Annotated in this window: 23 protein-coding genes; 10 read left to right on the top strand and 13 right to left on the bottom strand. The window is 39.7% G+C overall.

Annotation, left to right across the window (positions count from 1 at the left end; translation table 11 throughout):
• Nucleotides 1-450: 450 nt before the first annotated feature.
• The 11 genes from nqrM to CWB65_RS06530 all read right to left on the bottom strand — a co-directional run bounded on the left by nqrM (nt 451) and on the right by CWB65_RS06530 (nt 10,489).
• Nucleotides 451-663, bottom strand: coding sequence for a (Na+)-NQR maturation NqrM (nqrM, locus tag CWB65_RS06480; protein WP_010557000.1), 213 nt, complete (start codon nt 661-663; stop codon nt 451-453).
• Nucleotides 664-764: 101 nt separating this feature from the next.
• A complete protein-coding gene (locus tag CWB65_RS06485; protein WP_138740206.1) occupies nt 765-1,793 on the bottom strand; it encodes an FAD:protein FMN transferase in 1,029 nt (342 codons plus the stop codon).
• A 113-nt stretch (nt 1,794-1,906) separates the two neighbouring features.
• Nucleotides 1,907-3,130, bottom strand: a complete 1,224-nt coding sequence (gene nqrF, locus CWB65_RS06490) for an NADH:ubiquinone reductase (Na(+)-transporting) subunit F (RefSeq protein ID WP_010556998.1) — start codon at nt 3,128-3,130, stop codon at nt 1,907-1,909.
• A 17-nt stretch (nt 3,131-3,147) separates the two neighbouring features.
• On the bottom strand, nt 3,148-3,756 hold the full coding sequence (nqrE, locus tag CWB65_RS06495) for an NADH:ubiquinone reductase (Na(+)-transporting) subunit E (protein WP_006791490.1): 609 nt from the start codon (nt 3,754-3,756) through the stop codon (nt 3,148-3,150).
• A 10-nt stretch (nt 3,757-3,766) separates the two neighbouring features.
• Nucleotides 3,767-4,399: an NADH:ubiquinone reductase (Na(+)-transporting) subunit D gene (locus CWB65_RS06500; RefSeq protein ID WP_006791491.1), complete on the bottom strand. Its 633-nt coding sequence runs from the start codon at nt 4,397-4,399 to the stop codon at nt 3,767-3,769.
• Entirely contained in the window at nt 4,399-5,148 is a 750-nt protein-coding gene (locus CWB65_RS06505; RefSeq protein ID WP_010556997.1) for a Na(+)-translocating NADH-quinone reductase subunit C, read from the bottom strand. Before CWB65_RS06505 ends, CWB65_RS06500 begins: the two co-directional genes overlap by 1 nt.
• Nucleotides 5,141-6,355: an NADH:ubiquinone reductase (Na(+)-transporting) subunit B gene (locus CWB65_RS06510; RefSeq protein WP_006791493.1), complete on the bottom strand. Its 1,215-nt coding sequence runs from the start codon at nt 6,353-6,355 to the stop codon at nt 5,141-5,143. The genes CWB65_RS06505 and CWB65_RS06510 overlap by 8 nt, the downstream gene beginning before the upstream one ends.
• Nucleotide 6,356: 1 nt before the next feature.
• On the bottom strand, nt 6,357-7,700 hold the full coding sequence (locus tag CWB65_RS06515; RefSeq protein WP_138740207.1) for a Na(+)-translocating NADH-quinone reductase subunit A: 1,344 nt from the start codon (nt 7,698-7,700) through the stop codon (nt 6,357-6,359).
• A 498-nt stretch (nt 7,701-8,198) separates the two neighbouring features.
• Nucleotides 8,199-9,392, bottom strand: a complete 1,194-nt coding sequence (gene fabV / locus CWB65_RS06520; RefSeq protein ID WP_138740208.1) for an enoyl-ACP reductase FabV — start codon at nt 9,390-9,392, stop codon at nt 8,199-8,201.
• A gap of 113 nt (nt 9,393-9,505) precedes the next feature.
• Nucleotides 9,506-9,817, bottom strand: a complete 312-nt coding sequence (locus CWB65_RS06525; RefSeq protein ID WP_138740209.1) for a BolA family protein — start codon at nt 9,815-9,817, stop codon at nt 9,506-9,508.
• Nucleotides 9,818-9,895: 78 nt separating this feature from the next.
• Entirely contained in the window at nt 9,896-10,489 is a 594-nt protein-coding gene (locus CWB65_RS06530) for an alpha-ketoglutarate-dependent dioxygenase AlkB family protein (RefSeq protein WP_138740210.1), read from the bottom strand.
• Between the two features lie 42 nt (nt 10,490-10,531).
• Between CWB65_RS06530 and CWB65_RS06535 the strand changes: the two genes are divergently transcribed.
• The 4 genes from CWB65_RS06535 to CWB65_RS06550 are packed head-to-tail and all read left to right on the top strand — an operon-like array spanning nt 10,532 to nt 14,286.
• A complete protein-coding gene (locus CWB65_RS06535) occupies nt 10,532-11,674 on the top strand; it encodes a methyltransferase (RefSeq protein WP_138740211.1) in 1,143 nt (380 codons plus the stop codon).
• 2 nt (nt 11,675-11,676) lie between these two features.
• A complete protein-coding gene (locus CWB65_RS06540; protein ID WP_138740212.1) occupies nt 11,677-12,237 on the top strand; it encodes a YajG family lipoprotein in 561 nt (186 codons plus the stop codon).
• 2 nt (nt 12,238-12,239) lie between these two features.
• Complete coding sequence (locus CWB65_RS06545; RefSeq protein WP_006791500.1) at nt 12,240-12,860, top strand: peptidylprolyl isomerase; 621 nt, start codon at nt 12,240-12,242, stop codon at nt 12,858-12,860.
• A 46-nt stretch (nt 12,861-12,906) separates the two neighbouring features.
• Nucleotides 12,907-14,286, top strand: coding sequence for an AmpG family muropeptide MFS transporter (locus CWB65_RS06550; protein ID WP_138740213.1), 1,380 nt, complete (start codon nt 12,907-12,909; stop codon nt 14,284-14,286).
• 74 nt (nt 14,287-14,360) lie between these two features.
• Here the strand turns inward: CWB65_RS06550 and CWB65_RS06555 are convergent, their stop codons facing one another.
• Nucleotides 14,361-14,600 (bottom strand): helix-turn-helix domain-containing protein, encoded by a 240-nt coding sequence (locus CWB65_RS06555; protein WP_006791502.1) that lies wholly within the window; start codon nt 14,598-14,600, stop codon nt 14,361-14,363.
• Between the two features lie 448 nt (nt 14,601-15,048).
• Between CWB65_RS06555 and CWB65_RS06560 the strand changes: the two genes are divergently transcribed.
• Nucleotides 15,049-15,237, top strand: a complete 189-nt coding sequence (locus tag CWB65_RS06560) for a hypothetical protein (protein WP_006791503.1) — start codon at nt 15,049-15,051, stop codon at nt 15,235-15,237.
• A gap of 44 nt (nt 15,238-15,281) precedes the next feature.
• On the opposite strand, the gene erpA is transcribed toward CWB65_RS06560, so the two are convergent.
• The gene (erpA, locus tag CWB65_RS06565; RefSeq protein WP_006791504.1) at nt 15,282-15,620 is read right to left on the bottom strand and encodes an iron-sulfur cluster insertion protein ErpA; all 339 of its coding nucleotides are present in this window, start codon (nt 15,618-15,620) and stop codon (nt 15,282-15,284) included.
• Between the two features lie 322 nt (nt 15,621-15,942).
• Between erpA and CWB65_RS06570 the strand changes: the two genes are divergently transcribed.
• The 5 genes from CWB65_RS06570 (at nt 15,943) to CWB65_RS06590 (ending at nt 22,542) form a co-directional block, all read left to right on the top strand.
• Nucleotides 15,943-17,625 carry a chloride channel protein gene (locus CWB65_RS06570; protein ID WP_006791505.1) on the top strand — a complete coding sequence of 561 codons (1,683 nt, stop codon included), beginning with the start codon at nt 15,943-15,945 and terminating at the stop codon, nt 17,623-17,625.
• A 15-nt stretch (nt 17,626-17,640) separates the two neighbouring features.
• A complete protein-coding gene (locus tag CWB65_RS06575) occupies nt 17,641-18,075 on the top strand; it encodes a CopD family protein (protein ID WP_006791506.1) in 435 nt (144 codons plus the stop codon).
• Between the two features lie 116 nt (nt 18,076-18,191).
• On the top strand, nt 18,192-19,208 hold the full coding sequence (locus tag CWB65_RS06580) for an aspartate carbamoyltransferase (protein WP_006791507.1): 1,017 nt from the start codon (nt 18,192-18,194) through the stop codon (nt 19,206-19,208).
• 33 nt (nt 19,209-19,241) lie between these two features.
• On the top strand, nt 19,242-20,522 hold the full coding sequence (gene hemL / locus CWB65_RS06585) for a glutamate-1-semialdehyde 2,1-aminomutase (RefSeq protein WP_010556989.1): 1,281 nt from the start codon (nt 19,242-19,244) through the stop codon (nt 20,520-20,522).
• Between the two features lie 178 nt (nt 20,523-20,700).
• Nucleotides 20,701-22,542 (top strand): methyl-accepting chemotaxis protein, encoded by a 1,842-nt coding sequence (locus tag CWB65_RS06590; protein WP_138740214.1) that lies wholly within the window; start codon nt 20,701-20,703, stop codon nt 22,540-22,542.
• The last annotated feature ends 19 nt before the right edge of the window (nt 22,543-22,561 follow it).

The raw sequence follows: 22,561 nt of genomic DNA on the forward strand, positions 1-22,561 counted from the left end.
ACACAATATAAAGATTCTTTGTGTTAGTTAAACACTAACGAATTCTGGCCATTGCCTATAAACACATTTTACTTTGCTAAAGCTACTGATTAAGCTCTTAGCCGTTTCTATGGGTTAACTTTAGAGTTATTACTCAAATTTCACAAGCGATAAAAATAAACCTGATAGATGAAAAAAACTAAACTATAGACCTTAGTCTAATAGCCATGCTTTAAGTAACGAAATATTTGCCTGTAAGGCACTCGGTAAATCTTTACTCTATTAGGCATAGAACAACTCAATGCCCCTGTATGAAACTAAGTAAACCATTATTCTTTAATGTTATTTATGACAAAACCAGTCTGTTTCTTATTAAGTAAAATGAATTTTTTAAGTTGAATGTGTATTCGTTCCCTGAACAGCAGGCACAAAAAAAGCGCTATAAAAGCGCTTTTTGTTCTAAAAAAATATTTAAATTATTTGGTTTTCTTTCCAAGCTTGCTCTTTAGCTAAGCGCTTTTTTCGCTTGTCACAAGGATCATCGCAATCACAGGCTTTATCGATGCCTACCGAGCCTAATCCACCGCAGCTGCTGGCCATCGATTTTCTTTGCACGATCATACCTACAGCCATTGCTGTAACAATTAAAATTAGTAAGCCAAAAGTAAGAAAAAAAAGTGACATTGCTTAGCCCCTATTGATCAGCAATAAATTAAGCCCAAACTATTTTTGGGCAGTTAATATTATATACCCAACCTCTATGGAAATAAACCAGCTTTGAATACTTACAAGTAGGGTTCAAATGCAGGGCTTGAATACGTAACTAAGCCATCAGGCGATTTAGCAATTAAATACACTGCTAAGTTATTAGCTTGTGCATAAGCTTGTGCTTTTTCCATACCCATAACTGTTAAAGCAGTTGCTAAGCCATCTGCGGTCATTGCACTTGGGTGTAATACTGTTACAGAAACTAAGTCGTGCTTAATTGGCATTCCTGTTACAGGGTCAATCAAATGGGTGTATGTTTCGCCATCCATTATATAAAAGATACGGTAATCCCCAGATGTAGCAATTCCCATAGTGCCTGGTAGTAAAATTCGGTGCACTTCACGCTTACCTGGCTCTGCATCTGGTTGTTCTATTGCAATTACCCAGCCTTGTCCATTTGGCTTTTCGCCAGACATACGCAGCTCACCGCCAATCTCAACCATGTAATTAGTAATGCTATGGCTTTCTAGTAATTGCGCCACTTTGTCTATGCCGTACCCTTTAGCAGTTGCAGAAAATGATAGTTCTAGTCCATCAACTGTTTTTGCTAAACCTTGTTCATTTAATACAAGCTTATCTACACCAATATTTGCAACCATTGCCTGAAGCTCATCATCAGTGGGTCGTTTGGTCGGCTTTTTATCAGGGCCAAATCCCCATAAATCAATCAATGGTCCCATTGTTACATCAAGTGTATTGGTAGACTCTCCTATACGAATGGATTCGCTTATAACGGCTCTGAAGTCTTCACTTATTGGCATAAATTGATTTGCTGGCAAGCGATTAAATGTATTTATCTCCGAGTCTTTAATGTATGTAGACATAGACTGGTTTACATCGACTAATACAGCATCTATTTGTTCTTGTATTTGAAGAGCAGACATTACCTCTTGCTCGTCATAATATTTAATATGATAGGTAGTCCCCATGGTTTTACCTTCTAAATAGGTTTCCTTTGGGACCGATTCTGCGCATCCAGATAACAGTAAAGTCAGCGTAATGATAAATAAGGCGATTATGCCCTGGGGAGTATTTACTTTGTTCATAACAACCCTACTTAATAGGTTAAAAATTAATAAATAAGAATAAAAAAGCCTCGTAACACAGAGTGCTACGAGGCTGATATTTTAACCAAAACTAATCTGTTTTGATATGCGTGTTAGCCACCGAAATCATCTAATAAGATATTTTCGTCTTCAACACCTAAGTCTTTAAGCATATTGATAACTGCTGCGTTCATCATTGGAGGACCACACATGTAGAACTCACAATCTTCCGGCGCTTCGTGGTCTTTAAGATAGTTCTCAAATAACACGTTATGGATAAAGCCAGTATAGCCTTCCCAGTTATCTTCAGGTTGTGGATCTGAAAGCGCTGTGTGCCAAACGAAGTTATCGTTTTCAGCAGCTAGGCCGTCAAAATCTTCAACGTAGAACATTTCACGCTTAGAACGCGCACCATACCAAAAACTCATTTTGCGCTTAGAATTTAAACGTTTAAGCTGGTCGAAGATATGTGAACGCATTGGTGCCATACCTGCACCACCACCTACAAATACCATTTCAGCGTCAGTTTCTTTAGCGAAGAACTCACCAAATGGACCTGAAATAGTCACCTTGTCACCTTCTTTAAGTGACCAAATGTACGAAGACATTTTACCACAAGGTAGGCTTAGGTTTCTTGGCGGCGGCGTAGCGATACGCACGTTAAGCATGATGATGCCTTCTTCTTCTGGGTAGTTAGCCATTGAGTAAGCACGAATTGTTTCTTCGTCTACTTTTGACTCCAGGTCAAAGAAACCAAAATGATTCCAGTCGCCACGATACTCTTCAGGAACATCGAAATCGGCGTATTTAACATGGTGAGCTGGTGCTTCTATTTGGATGTAACCACCCGCACGGAAAGGCACTGATTCGCCATCTGGAATTTGTAGCTTAAGTTCTTTAATGAAAGTTGCTTTGTTATCGTTAGAGATAACTTCACAGTCCCATTTTTTAACACCGAAAATTGACTCTTCAAGTTCAATTTCCATGTCATTTTTAACATTTACCTGACACGCTAAACGACAACCTTCGCGGGCTTCACCTTTAGAGATGTGATCAAGTTCAGTTGGTAGAATATCGCCGCCACCTTCTTTAATGTGAACGCGACACTGACCACAAGAGCCACCGCCACCACATGCAGAAGATACGAAAATACCCGACTCAGATAGTGCACCTAATAGCTTACTACCTGCTGATGTTTTAATGGCTTTGTCTGCATCGCCATTAATACCGATGATGATATCACCGCTTGCAACTAGTTTAGACTTAGCACCAATGATGATTAAAACTAGTATTACAACGATAGCGATAAAAACACCAACGCCTAAGAAAATATCCATGATTGACCTCGCTATTATTACAGTGAAATACCAGAAAATGACATAAAGCCAAGACCCATCAAGCCAACAGTGATAAAGGTAATACCTAAACCACGTAAACCATCTGGTACGTCTGAATACTTCATTTTCTCACGGATACCTGCAAGTAATGTAATTGCAAGCGCCCAGCCCACACCAGCGCCAATACCATATACAACAGACTCGCCGAAGTTATAGTTACGCTCAACCATGAAGGCTACCGCACCAAAGATTGCACAGTTAACTGTGATCAATGGTAAGAAAATACCTAATGCGTTGTATAGTGGTGGAAAGAACTTATCTAATGCCATTTCAAGAATTTGCACTAGTGCTGCAATAACACCAATGAAAGTTAAGAAACGTAAAAAGCTAAGATCAGCTTCTGGGTAACCTAGCCACTCAAGTGAACCTGGAGCTAATACCGCGTGGTAAACCAAGTTGTTAACTGGTACAGAAATACCAAGTACAACAATAACCGCTACGCCTAGGCCAATTGATGTAGTTACTTTTTTAGACACGGCTAAAAATGTACACATACCTAGGAAGAACGCTAAAGCTAAGTTTTCAATAAAAACGGCTTTTACAAATAAACTAATATAATGTTCCACTTATCGCCCCTTACGCTTTAGCTTCTACTTGGTCTTTCTTATAAGTACGAAGTACCCAAATGAATAAACCAATGATGAAGAATGCACTCGGTGGTAAGATCAATAGACCCATAGGTTGGTACCAACCACCATTTTGTACTAATGGAATAATATCAACACCGAATAGTGAACCCTTACCGAATAGCTCACGAATGAAACCAACAGTAAGAAGTACTACAGAGTAACCTAAGCCGTTACCAATACCATCAAGGAAAGACATTAATGGTGGTGACTTCATCGCGTATGCTTCAGCACGACCCATTACGATACAGTTAGTAATAATCAGACCAACGAATACAGAAAGCTCTTTTGCCGTAGCATAAGAGAAAGCCTGCAGTACTTGGTCAACAACGATTACTAATGACGCAATAATCGTCATTTGTACGATAATACGCACTGACGATGGGATGTGATTACGAATAGTCGAGATAAAAAGGCTTGAAAATGCGGTTACCAAGGTCAATGCGATTGACATGATTAATGCGTTTTTTAAGCTAGACGTTACAGCCAACGCAGAACAAATACCGAGTACTTGAAGTGCAATTGGGTTGTTAGCGAAAACTGGCCCAAACAGGACCGCCTTCATTTCTTTAGTATCAGCCATTATTTCAATGCTCCATTACGTACTTTAGCAAGGAAAGGGCCAAAGCCGTTTTCGCCAGTCCAAAAATCAACCGCGTGATCAACACCGTTAGATGTTAATGTAGCACCTGAAAGACCATCGATTTTATGCTCATCACCGCCCGCAGTTCCTTTAACGATCTGGATTGGTAATTCTTTACCTTCCCACGTTGCAGTCCACTGTGGGTTTTGAATTTCACCACCTAGACCAGGTGTTTCGTTGTGCTTATAAAAGATGATGTCTTTAATTGTTTCACCATCGCTTTCAAGCGAAATAAAACCGTACATCAAACCCCATAAACCATAACCCTGGATAGGAAGAATAATTGCATCTGTAGAGCCATCGTCTTTTTTAGAGATGTAAACAGGTGCACGCTTAGTGATACGTTGTATACCAGCGATGTCCTTAATTCCATTCTCTTTTAAAGATTTGCTCAGCTCTGCATCATATTTGCTTTTTTCAAAGTCAAAGTCTTCTACAGGGTCTGCAAAATCACCGCTTTGCATATCAATAAAGCGTGTTTCGATTTTAGCTTCAAACGTTTCAGCAACGTTATCAACTTTGCTAATACCCGCGGCTGCTAAAATATTGCTTTGAATATCTTTTGCTTTGTTTGCTTTTTGCAAAGGACGAAGTTGCACTGACGTTAGCGATACAATTACTGCACACACCAAACATAATGAGACAACAACAGCTAGCGTTTTGCCAATTGATTCGTTATTACTAGACATTACGTGCCAACCTCCGCTTGATATTAGCTTGCACTACAAAGTGATCGAATAATGGTGCAAACAAGTTAGCAAACAAGATTGCCAGCATGATGCCTTCAGGGTATGCAGGGTTAACAACACGGATCATGATAACCATAAAGCCAATAAGCGCACCGTATGCTAATTTACCTTTATCAGTAAATGCAGCAGATACAGGGTCAGTAGCCATAAAGAACATACCAAATGCAAAGCCACCTAGCACCATGTGCCAGTACCAAGGCATAGCAAACATTGCATTAGTTTCTGAACCAATTGTGTTTAGTATTGATGAAGTGATCACCATACCTAGGAATACACCTAGCACAATACGCCAAGAAGCAATGCGAACGTAAATTAAGAATAAACCACCAATAAGTACAGCAAGCGTTGACGTTTCACCCATAGAACCTTGGATAAAGCCGTAGAACGCATTCCACCACATTTGCATGTTAGCGTAACCTAAGTCACCACCTAACGTACCTGCAAATGCTTGACCTAGCATAGTTGCACCAGAGAACGAGTCTACGGCAGTCCATACTGTGTCACCTGAAATTTGCGCTGGGTATGCGAAGAATAAGAACGCACGACCTGCAAGAGCAGGGTTTAAGAAGTTACGACCAGTACCACCAAATATTTCTTTTGCGATTACAACACCAAAAGTAATACCTAGTGCAACTTGCCATAAAGGAATTGTGGCAGGCAAAATTAGTGCAAATAGCACTGATGTTACGAAGAAACCTTCATTTACTTCATGCTTACGCACAGAAGCAAACAACACTTCCCAAAAACCACCAACAACAAACGTTGTTGCATAAATAGGTAGGAAGAAACACGCTCCGTAGAACATTTTTGCGCCCCAACCTGCATCGGCAGTCAAATCACCACCTAGTAGCTGGAACAAACCTACTTGCCAAATGTTAGCTAGCTCAAAACCATTACCAAGCGCCATAGCTGCTTGATGACCGATGTTGAACATACCAAAAAACATGGCAGGGAACGTCGCCATCCACACTAAAATCATCATACGTTTTAGGTCGATGTTATCGCGAACGTGAGTTGAACCTTTGTTTACATAACCTGGTGTGTAAAAAATAGTCGCGGCTGCTTCATACAGTGCGTACCATTTTTCGTGTTTTCCACCTGGTTCAAAATGCGGCTCGATATCTTCTAAGAAAGTTTTTAAACCCATTTTAGCCTTCCTTCTCGATCGTAGTTAAGCAATCGCGTAGGGCTGCGCCGTACTCGTATTTGCCAGGACAAACGAAGGTGCATAACGCTAAATCTTCTTCATCTAATTCAAGCGCACCTAATGAAATTGCACTGTCTAAATCACGAGACAATAAGTCACGTAGTAATAGCGTTGGCAAAATATCAAGTGGCATAACACGCTCGTAGCTTCCAAGTGGAACCATGGCACGTTTTGAACCACCCGTAGACGTTGTCATTTTGAATAAACGACTCGGAGTAAGGTGAGACAAGAATGTACGCGTTACAGAGAATTTATCACTACCTGGTGCAATCCAGCCAAACAATTCCTTTTCGCGACCTTCAAGTAAAACAGATACTTGAACATGGTAACGACCTAAGAATGCATGAACACCAGACGACGTAGCACCTGCAAGTACAGAACCAGAAATAACACGGTTATCACCGTCTTCTAATTCCCCTGCCACTAAGTCATCTAATGAAGCACCTAATTGTGTTTTCACTAAACGTGGATTTTTAACGCGAGGACCTGCAAGAGAAACAACACGATCTGTGTAAATTTCACCAGTAAGGAATAGGTGACCATACGCAATAACGTCTTGGTAACCGATATGCCAAACTTGCTTGCTAGCAGATACAGGGTCAAGGTTGTGAATATGAGTGCCTACAAGTCCAGCCGGATGCACACCACCAAACTCATGTACTTCTACTTGAGCAATAGATGAGCTAGGGATTTGGCTGCCAGCTTGCTTACAAACAAATACTTTTCCATCGGTCAAACGCGATACAACAGCTAAGCCTGCTTCGAACGCTTGCGCATTTTCAGCAATAATCACTGCAGGATCTGCAGCAAGAGGATTAGTGTCTATAGCGGTAACAAATATAGAGCTAGGATTTGCATCCACAGCCGCTACTTTGCTGAATGGGCGAGCACGTAGTGCTGTCCATTGACCTGACTGAATAAGCACTTCTTTAGCTTTTTCACGATCTAAGCTTATAAGCTCAGATTCAGAGAAAGAGTCAAAGGTGATTTGCTCACTGCCGTTTACTTCAATAACAACAGATTGCAGCACACGTTTAGCACCACGATTTATTTCTTTTACAACACCAGAAGCTGGTGCGGTAAATAGGACGCCTGGGTTCTTTTTATCTTCAAAAAGTACCTGGCCTTTTTTAACTTGGTCATCCATACGAATATGCATGGTTGGACGCATACCTATAAACTCTTCACCTAGCACGGCTACTCTTTTGACGGGTGAACCGTCGTGAATAACTTGCTGAGGTGCGCCATCTAATGGTAAATCCAGACCTTTTTTTATGTTGATCATACGCACTTGCACTACATTAACGGAAAGAAACTGAAAAATCGTACCAACCACGTCGCCATTTAAGCTACCCCAAGTTATTTCAATGTATAAAAGAAAAACTCGCTTTGGTCATTAAACAGGCAACGCGGTAAAAACTCTTCACATATTGCCTTAATTTTAACACCATTGTGGGTGACTATGCGAGTGTATTTATGAAAATTATACGACTGAAACGCTTATTTGGTTTTGTTAGCTAGATTTAATAAAATTTAAGTTAGACCAAAGTGGTAGCTTAAGCAAAGAATGAGGTTTTTTAATTGATAAAAGTCGCATGAAGCGACTTTTAAATTAGGGCATGTTGACTTTATAGGATTAAAGCTTACTGAATCTTAAGGCGGTACCTGTTTAGCAATAATACTTATTTATGGGCAATAACCACACAACATCAGTTCTGTATTACCGAAATGCCAAACAGTTTACCAAAAAAGACAAGCAAGCCCTGACTATTCACTTAATTGATTAATCAATCATATTTGCAATTGCTTGAACTGGCTCTACATCTTGGTCGTAATCAACTGACTCAATGCCAAAACCAAATAAGCGTAAAAACTCATTGTGATAACCAACGTAATCTGTCAACTCGTCAATCGTGCTGGTATCTACTTTGTCCCATACTGCTTGGATACATGCTTGAACATCGTCTTCAAGTTCTTTGTAGTTTTGAAATAAGTGTCCGCCATCATCAAAACGCGGCGTTTCACCGTACAGGTTTTCGGTAAATAAGCCATGAATTTGCTCAATGGTGCCTTCGTATGTTCCGTCCGCCTTCATTACCTTGAATAAAGCTGAAATATACAATGGCATAATTGGTATAGCAGAGCTCGCTTGTGTTACAACAGCATTTAGTGATGAAACATACGCTTGGCCATTTAACGCTTTAGTTGACTCTTTTATCGCAACCATTGCACGGTCTAAGTCTTCTTTTGCTTTACCAATAGTCGCATGCCCGTATATTGGCCACGTTAATTCTTTGCCTATGTATGTGTAAGCTGTGGTTTTAAAGTCATCTGCTAGCACGTCAGCGTCTTGAAGTGCATTAATCCACATTTCCCAATCTTCACCACCCATTACTTTAATGGTGTTGTCGATATCGTCTTGTGTTGCAGCCTCTACAGTAATTTCGTCAATTTCACGCTTTGACGTATTTAGATTTTTTGTTGTAACTGCGTTGCCGATTGGCTTTAACGTTGATGAGTAAACGTCACCCGTATTTGGGTCAGTACGACGAGGCGACGCTAAACTGTAAATGACCAGATCAACCTTGCCTAAATCTGCTTTAATTGTATCAATTGCTTTTTGTTTTATTTCGTTTGAGAAGGCATCACCGTTGATATTTTTAGACCATAAACCGGCTTCGTCTGCTGCATTTTGAAAAGCAGCCGTATTATACCAACCTGCTGACCCTGTTTTACGCTCGGTACCTTCTTTTTCAAAGAAAATACCCAATGTTTTAGCGCCGCCACCAAATGCTGCCGTAATACGCGATGCCAAGCCGTAGCCTGTAGATGCACCAATAACTAACACATTTTTTGGCGCGCTTTTTAATGCACCTTGTTGTTTTACATAGTTAATTTGCTCTTGCACATGTTCACTACAGCCTACTGGGTGAGCGTTTGTACAAATGAATCCACGAATTTTTGGCTTAATGACCATTGATGATCCTATATCTTTTACTATAAAAATTAGCGCTAGTTTAAAGGCTAATACTTAAAACACTGATCTGATCAGTTAAATATGGTTGTAAATAACTGTCAAACCTCAATTAATCAATCTAATTTAGATCCACCTAAACAGTTTGGCGATGCTGGCGCTTCGCCGCCATGTTCAGTGTATTCGTCAGGAGTGTAAGTATGAATAGCCAATGCATGTATGTGGTTTGCAAGCTCTTCTTTTAAAATTTCATTAATTTGACGATGGCGCTGCAAAAGGCGTTTACCTAAAAACTCTTCGCTTACCACAATAACTTTAAAGTGCGAGTCAGTGCCTTTGCTGTGCATATAACTTTCGTTAATAACATTTAAATGCTTACACGCAATAGCATTGCTGACTTTTTCTTGGATTTGTTGCTGCATTGACATATAAAACCATTATTTATAGCTAATTTATGAACTTATCATAGCAAGCAGCCCTGCCCGTTGGCTAACTAAATTACGCAACTAGCCTTGTTTTATATATCTAAAGGTTAAACTTATTCGCGGGTGCACTAAGCTGGTTTGCTTCAAAATAGCATGCTGAAAGTCTCGCTGGCTATTGCCACTCATGACCAAACAACTACCACTGTGTAATTTTAAATCCGTTATTTTATTACTGGTTTTGTCTTTTAGCTTTAATACTCGCTCTGCTCCAAGCGATATACACACTATAGTGGGCTGATGGCCTAACTCAATTTCATCATCACTGTGCCACCCCATAGTGTCGTTGCCATCGCGATAATAGTTGACTAATAAAGAATTAAAAGGCTGGTTTAAATGTGCCTCTAACCTTTTTCGCATTGCCATTAATGCACTAGGCCAAGGTTCAGTTATTAACTTACTGTTTGAATAGCCGTATTCAATTTTATGGTCGCCAATAAAGCATTGCAGCCGTGGAATTGGTCCAGTTTTAGAGTAAACCGTGACTTCTGGCTGCTGCCAGTTAAGGTTTTTTTGCAGATAATAAAATAAATCGAGGCTTTTTTGTGCGCTAAGCGCCTTTGTTTGATAAGAAAAGCCATTAGGCAACTGTTGGGGGTTGGCGTTTTGCCGTTGCATGTTAGAATTTACCTACATTAGTTTACTGATACAAAAACCACTATGACGACGCAAGCCCAGCTAGGCGATAAAACTTTTACTCTTGAACGCTTCCCTTTGGATCAAAAAAACCGCAGTTTACAAGCGTGGGATTCGGGCGATGAGTACCTTATCAATTATGTTAACGAACATCATCCTGATTGTCGCTCATTGCTTATTTTAAATGACAGCTTTGGTGCTCTTGCCTGTAGTTTTAATCAATTAACGGTTTGTTCAGTTAATGACTCGTATATTAGCCACCAAGCCGCAGCATATAATTTACAAGAGAATAAGCTATCTACTGTGCAATTTACGCAATTGGACAGCCTCTCGGCACTTCCAGAAGACGTAGATTTAGTGTTAATCAAAATACCACGTAATGTTGGCTTTTTGCAGTTTCAATTAAGTGAGTTAAGCGAAGTTCTTGCACCAGGCACACCTGTTATTGCAGCTGGTAAAACGAAAGATATTCACAACTCAACAATTAAGGCGTTTGAACAGTTTATTGGTGAGACTAAAACAAGCTTAGCGGTGAAAAAGTCACGCCTTATTTTAAGTAGCGCAAAAGGCGGCTATAAAGCTGCTGATTACCCTGTTTCATGGCAACTTGAAGGCACCGAGTTTAATATTACAAACCATGCAAATGTGTTTTCGCGTGATTCGTTAGATATTGGTGCGCGCTTCTTTTTTAACTACTTGCCGCAAACACCAAAAGCTAAACAAATTATTGATTTAGGCTGTGGTAATGGCGTAGTTGGTGTTATGACCTTAGCGCGCTGCCCTAAAGCCTCTGTAACGTTTGTTGATGAATCGTACATGGCGGTCGAGTCTGCACGACTTAACGTAGAGCAAAACATGGCAGAACGATTTGATGATTGCGAATTTATCGAAAACGATTGCCTAACCAGCTTTGAAAAAAACAGTGTAGATATGGTGCTATGTAATCCACCATTTCACCAAGCACAAGCGGTTACTGATCACATTGCTTGGCAAATGTTTAAACAAGCTAAAGACACGTTAAAAGAAGGTGGTGAGCTGCGTATTATTGGTAATCGTCATTTAGATTATCATGACAAGTTAAACCGAATGTTTGGTAACTGTAAGCTATTAGGTTCAAACAAAAAATTTGTGGTTTTAAGTTCAACTAAAAATAGTGGGGTGTTATAACAATGACAATAATAAACCGTATATTTGGCTGTGCTGCATTTTGTATTTTAGCCGGCTGTGCAAACCAACCAAGCCAAGTCATACTTAACCCGGTTTACCAAAGTGGCCAAGTGAGCACTATAAATAGTAGCCTGAGCACGAGTGTTATTGATGTACGTGGCGATACTTCTACCCTAACTCTAGTTGAGTCAGACAAAACCAAAACATTTGCAAGCCAAGGTATTACAGAGTCTATTAAAAGTGCACTAGACAGTGCACTTAGTCGTAATGGCGCGAGCATTTCAAATTTAGCCACCACTCGATTTGAGCTAGATATAAATGCCTTACAAGCAGTGGTTACTGAAACCTTAGTAAGCCATAAAAGTGAAGCAAAAATTGAACTGAGTGTTCGCGTAATCCGTGCTACAAGTAATTTTACAAAAAAGTATAGCGGTAATGCAGCGCTAGAAGGCCCGCTTGGCCATGACAGAGCTAAAATAGAAGGTCAACTCAATAAGTTGACTGAACAAATGATAACCCGCATTGTGTCAGATCCTGAATTAATACAGTTTTTAGAAGGTTAACCATGAAACGACTTTTTATACTTTGTTTAGCTCTTTGTTTTAGCGCAGCAAGTTTAGCAGCCCAAGAGGGCAGATTTGTACAAAAAGACAATATGTTTCCACGTGTTGAAATAGTGACATCACTAGGCAGTATTATTGTTGAGCTAGACCGTTCTCGGGCCCCTATTACAGTTAATAACTTTTTGACTTATGTATCAGATAAAAGTTATCAGGGTAGTATTTTTCATCGTGTTGAGCGCGACGAAGAAAACGAACGCGATTTTGTTATACAAGGTGGTGGGTATGATAAAGACATGGAAGGCTTACATCAAAACGATCCTATTTTTAATGAAAGCGGGAATGGTCTAAAAAATGATATGTACAGTATTGCCATGGCATACCAAGACAGACAGCCGCATTCAGGTACTCGCCAGTTTTTCTTTAATATGGATAACAATGACCATTTAAATCCTGGAAGAGACTGGGGATTTGCGGTGTTTGGTACTGTAATGGATGGATACGAAACCCTTGATAAAATTATGGCTGTTAAAACAATTTACAACGAAAAAATTGGTTATGACTTTGTGCCAGAAACACCAGTGGTCATTTTAAATATTAAAATGATTGAGCCAACACCATTATAATTAATGAGGTGCGGTATAGCTGCACCCACTCGCCAATGAAGGCCCTATGAGCAACTCTCTCTCTTTCAGCGAATACTTTTCGTATTTTAAAGATAAACGTTTAATTAATGTGTTTATTTTTGGTATTAGCAGTGGTTTTCCCTGGGTATTAATTGGCTCTGTAATGTCGGCATGGCTAAAGGATGAAGGCCTGAGCCGAAGCATGATAGGCGTATTTGGTATTGTATTTGGTGCCTACAGCATCAACTTTTTGTGGTCGCCCTTAATCGACCGTACAAAACTGCCTATTTTATATAAGTGGCTAGGCCAACGCCGTAGCTGGATATTGTTTTGCCAAAGCTTTATTTTTTTAGGAACATTACTTCTTGCTGGCCTTGACCTCAAAGCTAACTTGGCGATTGCTGCAGCACTGTGTTTATTAATTGCAATTGCATCTGCCACACAAGACATTGCGATAGACGCATTTAGAATAGATACCCTAAGCGAAAGTGAATCACACAAAGCAACTGCTGCCGCAGCCATGGCCACCTCAGGATGGTGGACAGGCTACGCGTTATTGGGTGCGATTCCATTTTATATGGCAGATATTCCTTCACTCGGTTGGCCACAAGTTTACTACTTTTTAGCTGCTGTGATATTGGTATTAATGGGAGGAGTGCTATTTGCTAAAGAGCCCGTTTCTAATAGAGAAGCCATTCACGAAGAACTAGAACGTGTTTACATTGAAAAGCTTGCTACTATTAATCAAACACCTCTCAATAAAGTCGTTGCCTGGTTGGTTGTTACAGTAATTGACCCTTTTAGAACATTTTTTGCAAAGAACGGGGTTAAAACTGCACTCGCATTACTTGCTTTTATTTTCTTATTTAAAATTGGCGAAGCGTTTTTAGGACGAATGTCGATTGTTTTTTATAAAGAAATAGGTTTTAGCAATAGCGATATAGCTACTTTTTCAAAAGTTGGCACCGCAGTGCTCACCATTGCCTTTACCTTCGTAGGCAGCTTATTTAATCAAAAATATGGCATTGTGAAAGGGTTATTTGTTAGTGGTGTAGCCATGGCTGCATCTAATTTAGCTTTTTCTGCTATTGCATTAGTGGGCCCTAACTTAGGTTTATATGCTTTTGCTATAGTAATTGATGGCTTTACACAAGCATGGTCTCTCGTTGCTATGGTCGCGTTTATATCTATGCTATGTGACAGAGCGTTTAGTGCAACACATTATGCGTTGTTGGCGTCGCTGGGGAATTTAGGAAGAACATTACTTTCGAGTTACAGTGGGGTTGTTATTGATGATTGGCTAATGGGAAATTGGTCGTTATTTTTTGTATTAACCGCTTTAATGGTGCTCCCCTCTTTACTATTTTTGTATGCAATAAGACACAAATTGTATGAGCTTGAGAAAAACTACCATAGTAGCTATTAAGCTTAATGCATCCATGCATTAATATTTTGCTTAGCACATTTAATATGCCCCTGAATGAACTAAGCAACACACTATTAATCTACTTTAAGCAGGCTTAGTGCTTCATGTGGGTCAACTTCTAGCGCTGTACAATAACGAACAAACTCAACTACATCTAAACGGCGTTCTTGATTTTCAATTTTGCCGATAAACGAGTGAGGCGTTCCAAGCACCTGTGCAAGGCTTCTCATTGTATGGCCTTTTTCATGGCGTTTGCTTTTAAGCCATGTTGTTAACTTAGCGTTCTCTTCTGAAGAAACAGTTTTCCCCATCATTTTACATCTCCTACTAGACGATTAGACAACACCACAAAAGCAGCAGTCGTTACCATAGCTGTAGGCAAGTAAGCAGTAACTTATGTTTTAAATAGCAATCTATCGCTTCTCAAAGCACTGGTTGCTACTCACTCCCACCCACATAGCTAAAAACGACGCTTAAAATGTGGTAAAAAGTTTTTGTTATTAGAATGAAATTTTGCCCGTCTCATTCTTGGATACATTATATACTATTAACACTTTGGTTAAATAGTTAATTGCTCGCCTTAGTCAAAATCAACCCCAGTGAACATTTACAAACACTGAATATTTCAGCTAAGTTATCAAAAACATTAAAAATAATATTTTTATTATAAAAATATAAATAGGCATTTTTATAACAAATTTATTTCATGTTAATGTTATTCGTTTAATATTAGGCAATAATCAACACAAAAAAGGTTACATAATGTTCAGGCTTCTTTTTTTATTACCGATTATTTTATGTGCAGGGTGGTACTTATTCTTGCGCCATAATGGCGTGCCAATTAAGCAAGGTAAAAAAGGGTTTATGTATATTTTAGTACTATCTGCATTTGTACTGGGCTTTTTTGTATTGATGATGCAGATCACAGAGTATGCCCCCTCTAATTTATAGGCATAAAAAAAGCCGCTAATGCGGCTTTTTTTATTAGTCTGTGTTTACACACTAAAACTTGCACCACAACCACATGTGGTTGTGGCGTTCGGGTTAGATACAAAAAAGCGTGCACCTTCTAAGCCCTCAGTATAGTCAACTACACCGTCAACTAAATATTGAATACTCATAGGGTCAACCACTAGCGTTACGCCATTTTTTACAATTTCTAAATCGCCAGGATTTGCTTTTTCATCAAAAGTAAAACCGTACTGAAAGCCAGAACATCCACCACCCGTTACGTAAACACGCAGTTTTAGTTCTGGGTTTTCTTCTTCATCGATTAATTGTTTAACACGAACAGCTGCTGCATCGCTAAACTGAATTGGTAATTCTTCTGACATTTTAAAACCCTCAATATCGTAATGGCGTGATTATCTAATACCCGAGTGTTTTAATCAAGTATAGTCAATTAACGCTTTGCTCTAAGTTATACCCATAAATACATTAAAAATGACTGTATATCGCTTATATCGACTGAAAAAAAACAGCAATTTAATATGCAACTAATGGCATGTGAAATGAGCAATTATTTTAACTAAAAAAACTTCGTTTTATTATTTGCCATAAATAGCTAATTTAAGTTAATAATTTTATAAAATCACAAGGACTTAGTGGTTGGCTTTTGCTAAAATACAGCTGAAAAATGCACTGAGGAAAAAATGCATGTGGCTGGAGCAGCTCAGGCGTCGACTCGCACAACCTAAAACATCTGTACAATTATGCCTTTTAGGCGTAGTTGCTGGGTTAATTGCTGCATTTTTTATCATTTTATTCCGCTTAACAATTCTATTTTTTCAAAGTTTATTTTTAGAAACCCCAGACGACTTTACAACCTTGCCAACTCTTGAACGTGTTTTAATGCCTTTAATTGCAGCATTTTTAATTGCGTCATTTGCCGCTTTTACTGGTTTCAAACATTATCGGTTAGGTATCCCATTCGTTATTCACCGTATTAAACGTCATTACGGGCAAATGCCTTTATACAATACACTCAACCAATTTGTTGGGGGTGCTTTGGCATTAATCAGTGGTTTTTCGGTTGGGCGAGAAGGCCCATCGGTACATATGGGAGCAACGGGCGCCAGTATTTTAGCCGATAAACTCCACTTACCACACAATGCCATGCGTACATTAAGCGGCTGTGGTGTTGCTGCGGGTATTGCAGCATCCTTTAACACGCCTCTTGCCGCCGTTATTTTTGTTATGGAAGTCGTGTTAAGAGAATACAAAGTTCATATTTTTGTCCCTATTATGCTTGCTGCAGTAACAGGTGCACTTGCTACTCAGTTCGTATTTGGGGGAGGATCAGAACTTGCACTCATAACAATTGCTCCCTTGAGTGGTTGGCACTATCCATATTTAATTTTATGCGGTATGGCACTGGGCGCGATTGCATACAGCTTTAATCAAAACTTAATGTTAATTATTAAAACATTTAAACCTTTAAGTATGTTTCCTCGTTTACTCATTGCAGGTTGTATCGCAAGTTTAATTGCTTATGCCGTTCCCCAAGCTATGGGATCTGGCATGAGCGCGATAGCTATTGCGGTGGAGTCGCCAGATAATGTGCAATTACTCACCACTATTTTAATTGCTAAATTACTAGCAACTTTATTTGCTATAGGTTTGGGTATACCGGGAGGGTTAATTGGTCCTGTTATTGGGTTAGGTGTTTTAGTTGGGACTATGATGGCATTTTTTGCTCAGTTTATTAGCCCTGGTACTGATATTGCCGGAACTTATGGTGTATTGGGCATGGCTGGGTTAATGGCTGCCACATTACATGCACCACTTGCAGCGTTAACAACAGTAATGGAGCTTACATCGTCGCCAGAAATAATTGTTCCAGCGATGCTTGTGATAACAACAGCTTATGTAACCGCATTACAAGTGTTTGGTAATCGCTCAATATTTTTGCAGCAACTTGATTTTCAGGGGCTTCCCTATCATGTTTCCCCTGCCACAGAAGCGCTACAAAAGGTGGGAATAATGGATGATATGGATGAAAACTTTAAATTGCTGTTTTCAAATGACAAAGAGCAAATAAAAAATACGCTCGATGCCATGGACAGCCAAACTCCATTGATTGTGTTTGACGAAGAAAACGGGTATCGACTTGCAGAATACGATTTAAGCTTAATGTCTGATCAAGCAATCAACCTGAACTATGTAAACTTACAAGGTATTAGCAGTCAAGCAACGTTAGCTGATGCCTTTGATATACTAAAAGATAAGCGCAGTGGCGCTTTATATGTATACAACCTGTTAGATAATCAACAAATAATGGGGCTGTTACGTTGGGATCAAATTCATCATATTTTAACCATCCGTAACAGCTTACTATAAATAATAAGGGTTATTATGAGCGCATTACTGATTTATAAAACGCTGCATATATTTTTTATGATTGCATGGTTTGCAGGCATTTTTTACTTACCACGGTTATTTGTTTACCACGCAATGAGCCAAGAGCGTGCATGTAACTCTATGCTAAAAGTAATGGAACGCAGGCTCCTTTATTTTGTAACGCCATTTGCTATTTTAACGGCTGTTTTTGGTGTACTAACGATTGTGGAATATGGCCGTGAATGGTTTAAATACAGTATGTGGCTGCACTATAAACTAGTGCTAGTTATAATTTTATATTTATACCATGCGTACTGCTTTAAATTACTAGCCGACTTTAAACACGACAGAAATACTAAAACAGATCGTTTTTACCGAATTTTTAATGAATTACCTGTTATTGCATTACTTATTATAGTTGCACTGGCAGTGATTAAACCGAGCCTTTGAGCTATTTGGTATAAAAAATACCGTATTAATTACACACGACTTAAAATCTAATATGCGCGATTGCGTGCCCCATATTATGGATTATCGCGCCCTTTTGAAAAACTAGGAATAACCCCATGTTAAGTTTCCAAGGTGAACATATTCTGTCTGTTAATCAGTTAGACAGAGACTGCATTGAACGTATTTTTGCAGTAGCAAAAAAGATGGAGCCTTATGCTAAAAAGCAAAAGCAAACAACGGTGCTTGAGGGCGCCATTTTAGCTAATTTGTTTTTTGAACCCAGCACACGTACGCGCGTTAGTTTTGGAACCGCGTTTAACCTGCTTGGTGGAGGCGTGCGTGAAACAACAGGCATGCAAAGTTCAGCTCTTGCTAAAGGTGAATCTTTATACGATACAGCGCGTGTTATTTCAGCTTATGCAGATGCGGTTGCTATGCGCCACCCAGACGCAGGCTCGGTTAGTGAATTTGCCGAAGGCTGTACCGTACCTGTAATTAATGGCGGTGACGGCCCAAATGAACACCCCACTCAAGCACTGCTAGATTTACTTACTATAGAACGTGAGTTACACCGCTTTGATCAAAACATTGATGGTATGCACATCGCTTTGGTTGGCGATTTAAAATACGGTCGTACTGTTCATTCGTTATCAAAACTATTGTGCCATTACAAAAACGTTAAATTTTCAATGGTGGCACCCGATGGCTTGCAAATGCCAACCAGTATTTTAGATGCAGTAGAAAATGCTGGCCATAAAATAGAACTAGTGAACAAAATGGAAGGTAACTTAGCGGCCGATATCGTGTATCAAACACGTATTCAAGAAGAACGCTTTCCATCTCAAGAAGAAGCAAATAAATACCGTGGCGGATTTAGAATTAGCCAGTCAATTTATAATGCACACTGTAAGCCTAATTCAGTGCTAATGCATCCGCTTCCTCGTGATAGTCGTACTGAAGCTAACGAGCTTGATAACGACTTAAACAGCAACGACAATTTAGCTATATTTCGCCAAGTACAAAACGGCGTATTAATTCGTATGGCACTGTTTGCTTTGACGCTCGGCGTAGAAAACAAAGTTGAGCAATATGAAGTAGACGTGCCTTGGTTTAGCCGCAAACGCGACAGCTAACCCTTTTTTAAGTGACAATTTATAGGATTTTTCATGACAATTAGCCAAGACTTATTTGAACGCGCTCAAACCTCTATTCCTGGTGGCGTAAACTCACCAGTGCGCGCTTTTAATGGCGTAGGTGGCACACCATTATTTATCACAAAAGCTGAAGGTGCATTCACCTTTGATGCTGATGGTAATCGTTATATCGATTACGTAGGTTCGTGGGGCCCAATGATCATGGGCCACAATCACCCTGCTATAAAACAAGCGGTTCATGAAGCAGTTGAAAACGGCCTTAGCTATGGCGCGCCAACTGAAGCTGAAATTTTAATGGCTGAGAAAGTAAAAGCGCTTGTACCGTCAATTGAAAAAGTACGCATGGTTAGCTCAGGTACCGAAGCAACTATGAGCGCAATTCGCCTAGCGCGTGGCTTTACTAATCGTGACAAAATTCTTAAATTTGAAGGCTGTTACCACGGCCATGCCGACTCACTTTTAGTTAAAGCGGGCTCGGGTGCATTAACTATGGGCGTGCCTAATTCACCAGGTATTCCTGAAGACTTTGCTAAACACACATTAACAGTATCGTTTAATAACATTGAAGAAGTGAAAGCTATTTTTGAAAAATACGCTGACGAAATTGCCTGTATTATCGTTGAGCCGGTGGCGGGTAACATGAACTGTATTCCACCTGTTGAAGGCTTTTTAGAAGGCCTGCGCGCAGTATGTGATGAATACAAATCAGTGCTTATTTTTGACGAAGTAATGACCGGTTTTCGTGTGGCTCTTGGTGGTGCACAAGCGTATTACAACATAAAACCTGACCTAACATGTTTAGGTAAAGTAATAGGCGGCGGCATGCCGGTAGGCGCATTTGGCGGCAAAACTGAAATTATGGATTACATAGCTCCTGTTGGCCCAGTATATCAAGCCGGAACACTGTCTGGTAATCCAATAGCTATGGCTGCAGGTTTAAAATCATTAGAGCTATTAAGTGAGCCTGGATTACACGACAAACTAGAAGCTATTTCAAAAGCAATATGTGAAGGCTTTGAAGCAGGCGCTAAAAAAGCAGGTATCGCACTTACAACAAACTACGCGGGCGGCATGTATGGCTTTTTCTTTACTGATGCTGAAAAGGTAACCACTTACAAACAAGCGACTGAGTGTGACCTGGAGCGTTTTAAACGCTTTTTCCATCTTATGCTTGAAGAAGGCGTATACCTTGCGCCATCAGCATTTGAAGCTGGTTTTGTATGTGCTGCGCACACGGAACAGGAAGTACAAGAAACTATAGCTGCAGCAGAGCGTTGTTTCGCAAAGCTTTAATCGCAAGTATTGCCTAAACGGGGTTTATATACCTACTTTTAAAACAGGCAATCAATACTAAAGATTGAAAAAGCCCTTTAAGGGCTTTTTTATTTGTAAATTGATATAATTGAATGATAATTAAGCGTAACAAGGTCTACTTATCTTCACCCTACTTTATTAAATACAAGAGAGTCTTATGTCTGGATTACGGCAGTTAGCTGCGCCTGCAATGCGCTTAATGGCGAATCTAAAATACAAAACTAAAATAAGCATCACGTTTGGCATTCTCTTGATCCCACTTGCACTAAGCATGTTTTTTTTGGTGTCGTTATTGAGTAAAAGTATTGATGTGTCGAAAATGGAACAGCAAGGTTTAAAAGGCTATCGGGCAATACTTACCAATCAAATACAAGGGACAACCGATAAAAATATAAATGTGGCACGCTCGCTGGGCTTTAAAATTAAAGACAGCGAAGTAGACGATGTACTTGAGCTTGTTTCTATTCAATCTAATTTAGCGCTAGATAGCGAACTTGCCAGCGCCTATTTAAATCGTGCATTGGTAACCCGTGTCCCTGCTTTTATCACTCAAATAAACCTAACTGCCGCGAGCGCAAATACAGTACTGAACAATAACCAATTTACTCCAGATACCTTTATTACACTTTCAAACCTAAGTAAATCGTTACCCCAATTTGAGCAGCAACTTTTAAAAACACTAGCTATTTCAACGTCAGCGGATAAATCGGTAAATAAAGCGCTCTCTCCCACTTTAAATGAACTACAAAAATCAGTCTCAGCATTCAAGAACGCGATAGATAAAAAACTACTGGAACCCGACGACATAGAGTTAACTCAGCGTGAATTTTCAGCACTCACTGACAATGTTCAAAAAAATATTAGCGCTTTAATCAACATCAGTATTCCAACTCTAGAATCGTTAATTAGTAATAAAATACAAACCCAGCAGTGGACCAGAAACACTGTTCTGATTGCCTCTATAATAAGTTTACTGTTTGCTCTTTATTTAATGGTTGGGTTTTATTTTGCAGTCGTTGACACCATAAGTCGCTTCACTAAAGCAGCCACTAAAGCAGCTAACGGTGACTTAAAGGCAACCCTTAACTCAATCGGGAGTGACGAAATGAGCGTTATTGCTGAGCAATACAACGCCCTACTCAATGCCTTTTCACATCTACTTTCAGATGTTAAAGCCAGTACCAAAGAGTTATGCGATGCCACTCAGTCTCTTTCGCATGCCAGTAGTCAAACCAGTGACGACGTAATAAAACAGCAAACGCGGGTAAATGCAATTAGCCATGCATTAAGTGACATGGCGCAAACTGCACATACAATTGAAGAATCAGCCCATCAGGCAACACTTACTGCACAAAATGCCGCTGAGCATGTAAAACAGGGGTCGAGCAATACCATGGAGCTTGCTCAATACATGCAAGATTTAAAAATGGAGTTTACCGAAAGTCAGCAAGCACTTGACCGACTAGCTCAAGATAGCCAAGAAATTAGTAAAGTAAGTAAAGGGATCAGTGAAATTGCCGACCAAACAAACCTATTAGCACTCAATGCTGCAATAGAAGCAGCTAGAGCGGGTGAACACGGACGTGGTTTTGCGGTGGTCGCAGACGAAGTAAGAACACTTGCATTACGCACACAAACACAAACACAAGAAATTCACCAAATTATTAGCTCACTGCAAAAGGCATCTGACGATACACAAATTAAAATGCGTTCAAGCGTTGAAAAAATGGAGTTATCTGTCGAAGCCGCAAACCAAACAAACACAGTACTGCAAAGCGCAGAAAGTAGTATGGGGGATATAAAGCATCAAGGCGAGGTCATCGCTGAACGAGTTAAACAGCAAGCCAATGCGACGACTCAGGCACTTAATGACTCGCAAGAAGTTAATAACTTAGCTGATCATACATTAGTGTCAGCGCAATCAACGCTGCAAGACGCCGAGCAGCTTTCACGCTTATCGAATGATTTAACAACGTCAATGCGCTTTTTTAAGTCTTAACTTTTAATATCTATAAATA

Source organism: Pseudoalteromonas sp. S554 (assembly GCF_005930865.1).
GTDB classification, from domain to species: domain Bacteria; phylum Pseudomonadota; class Gammaproteobacteria; order Enterobacterales; family Alteromonadaceae; genus Pseudoalteromonas; species Pseudoalteromonas marina.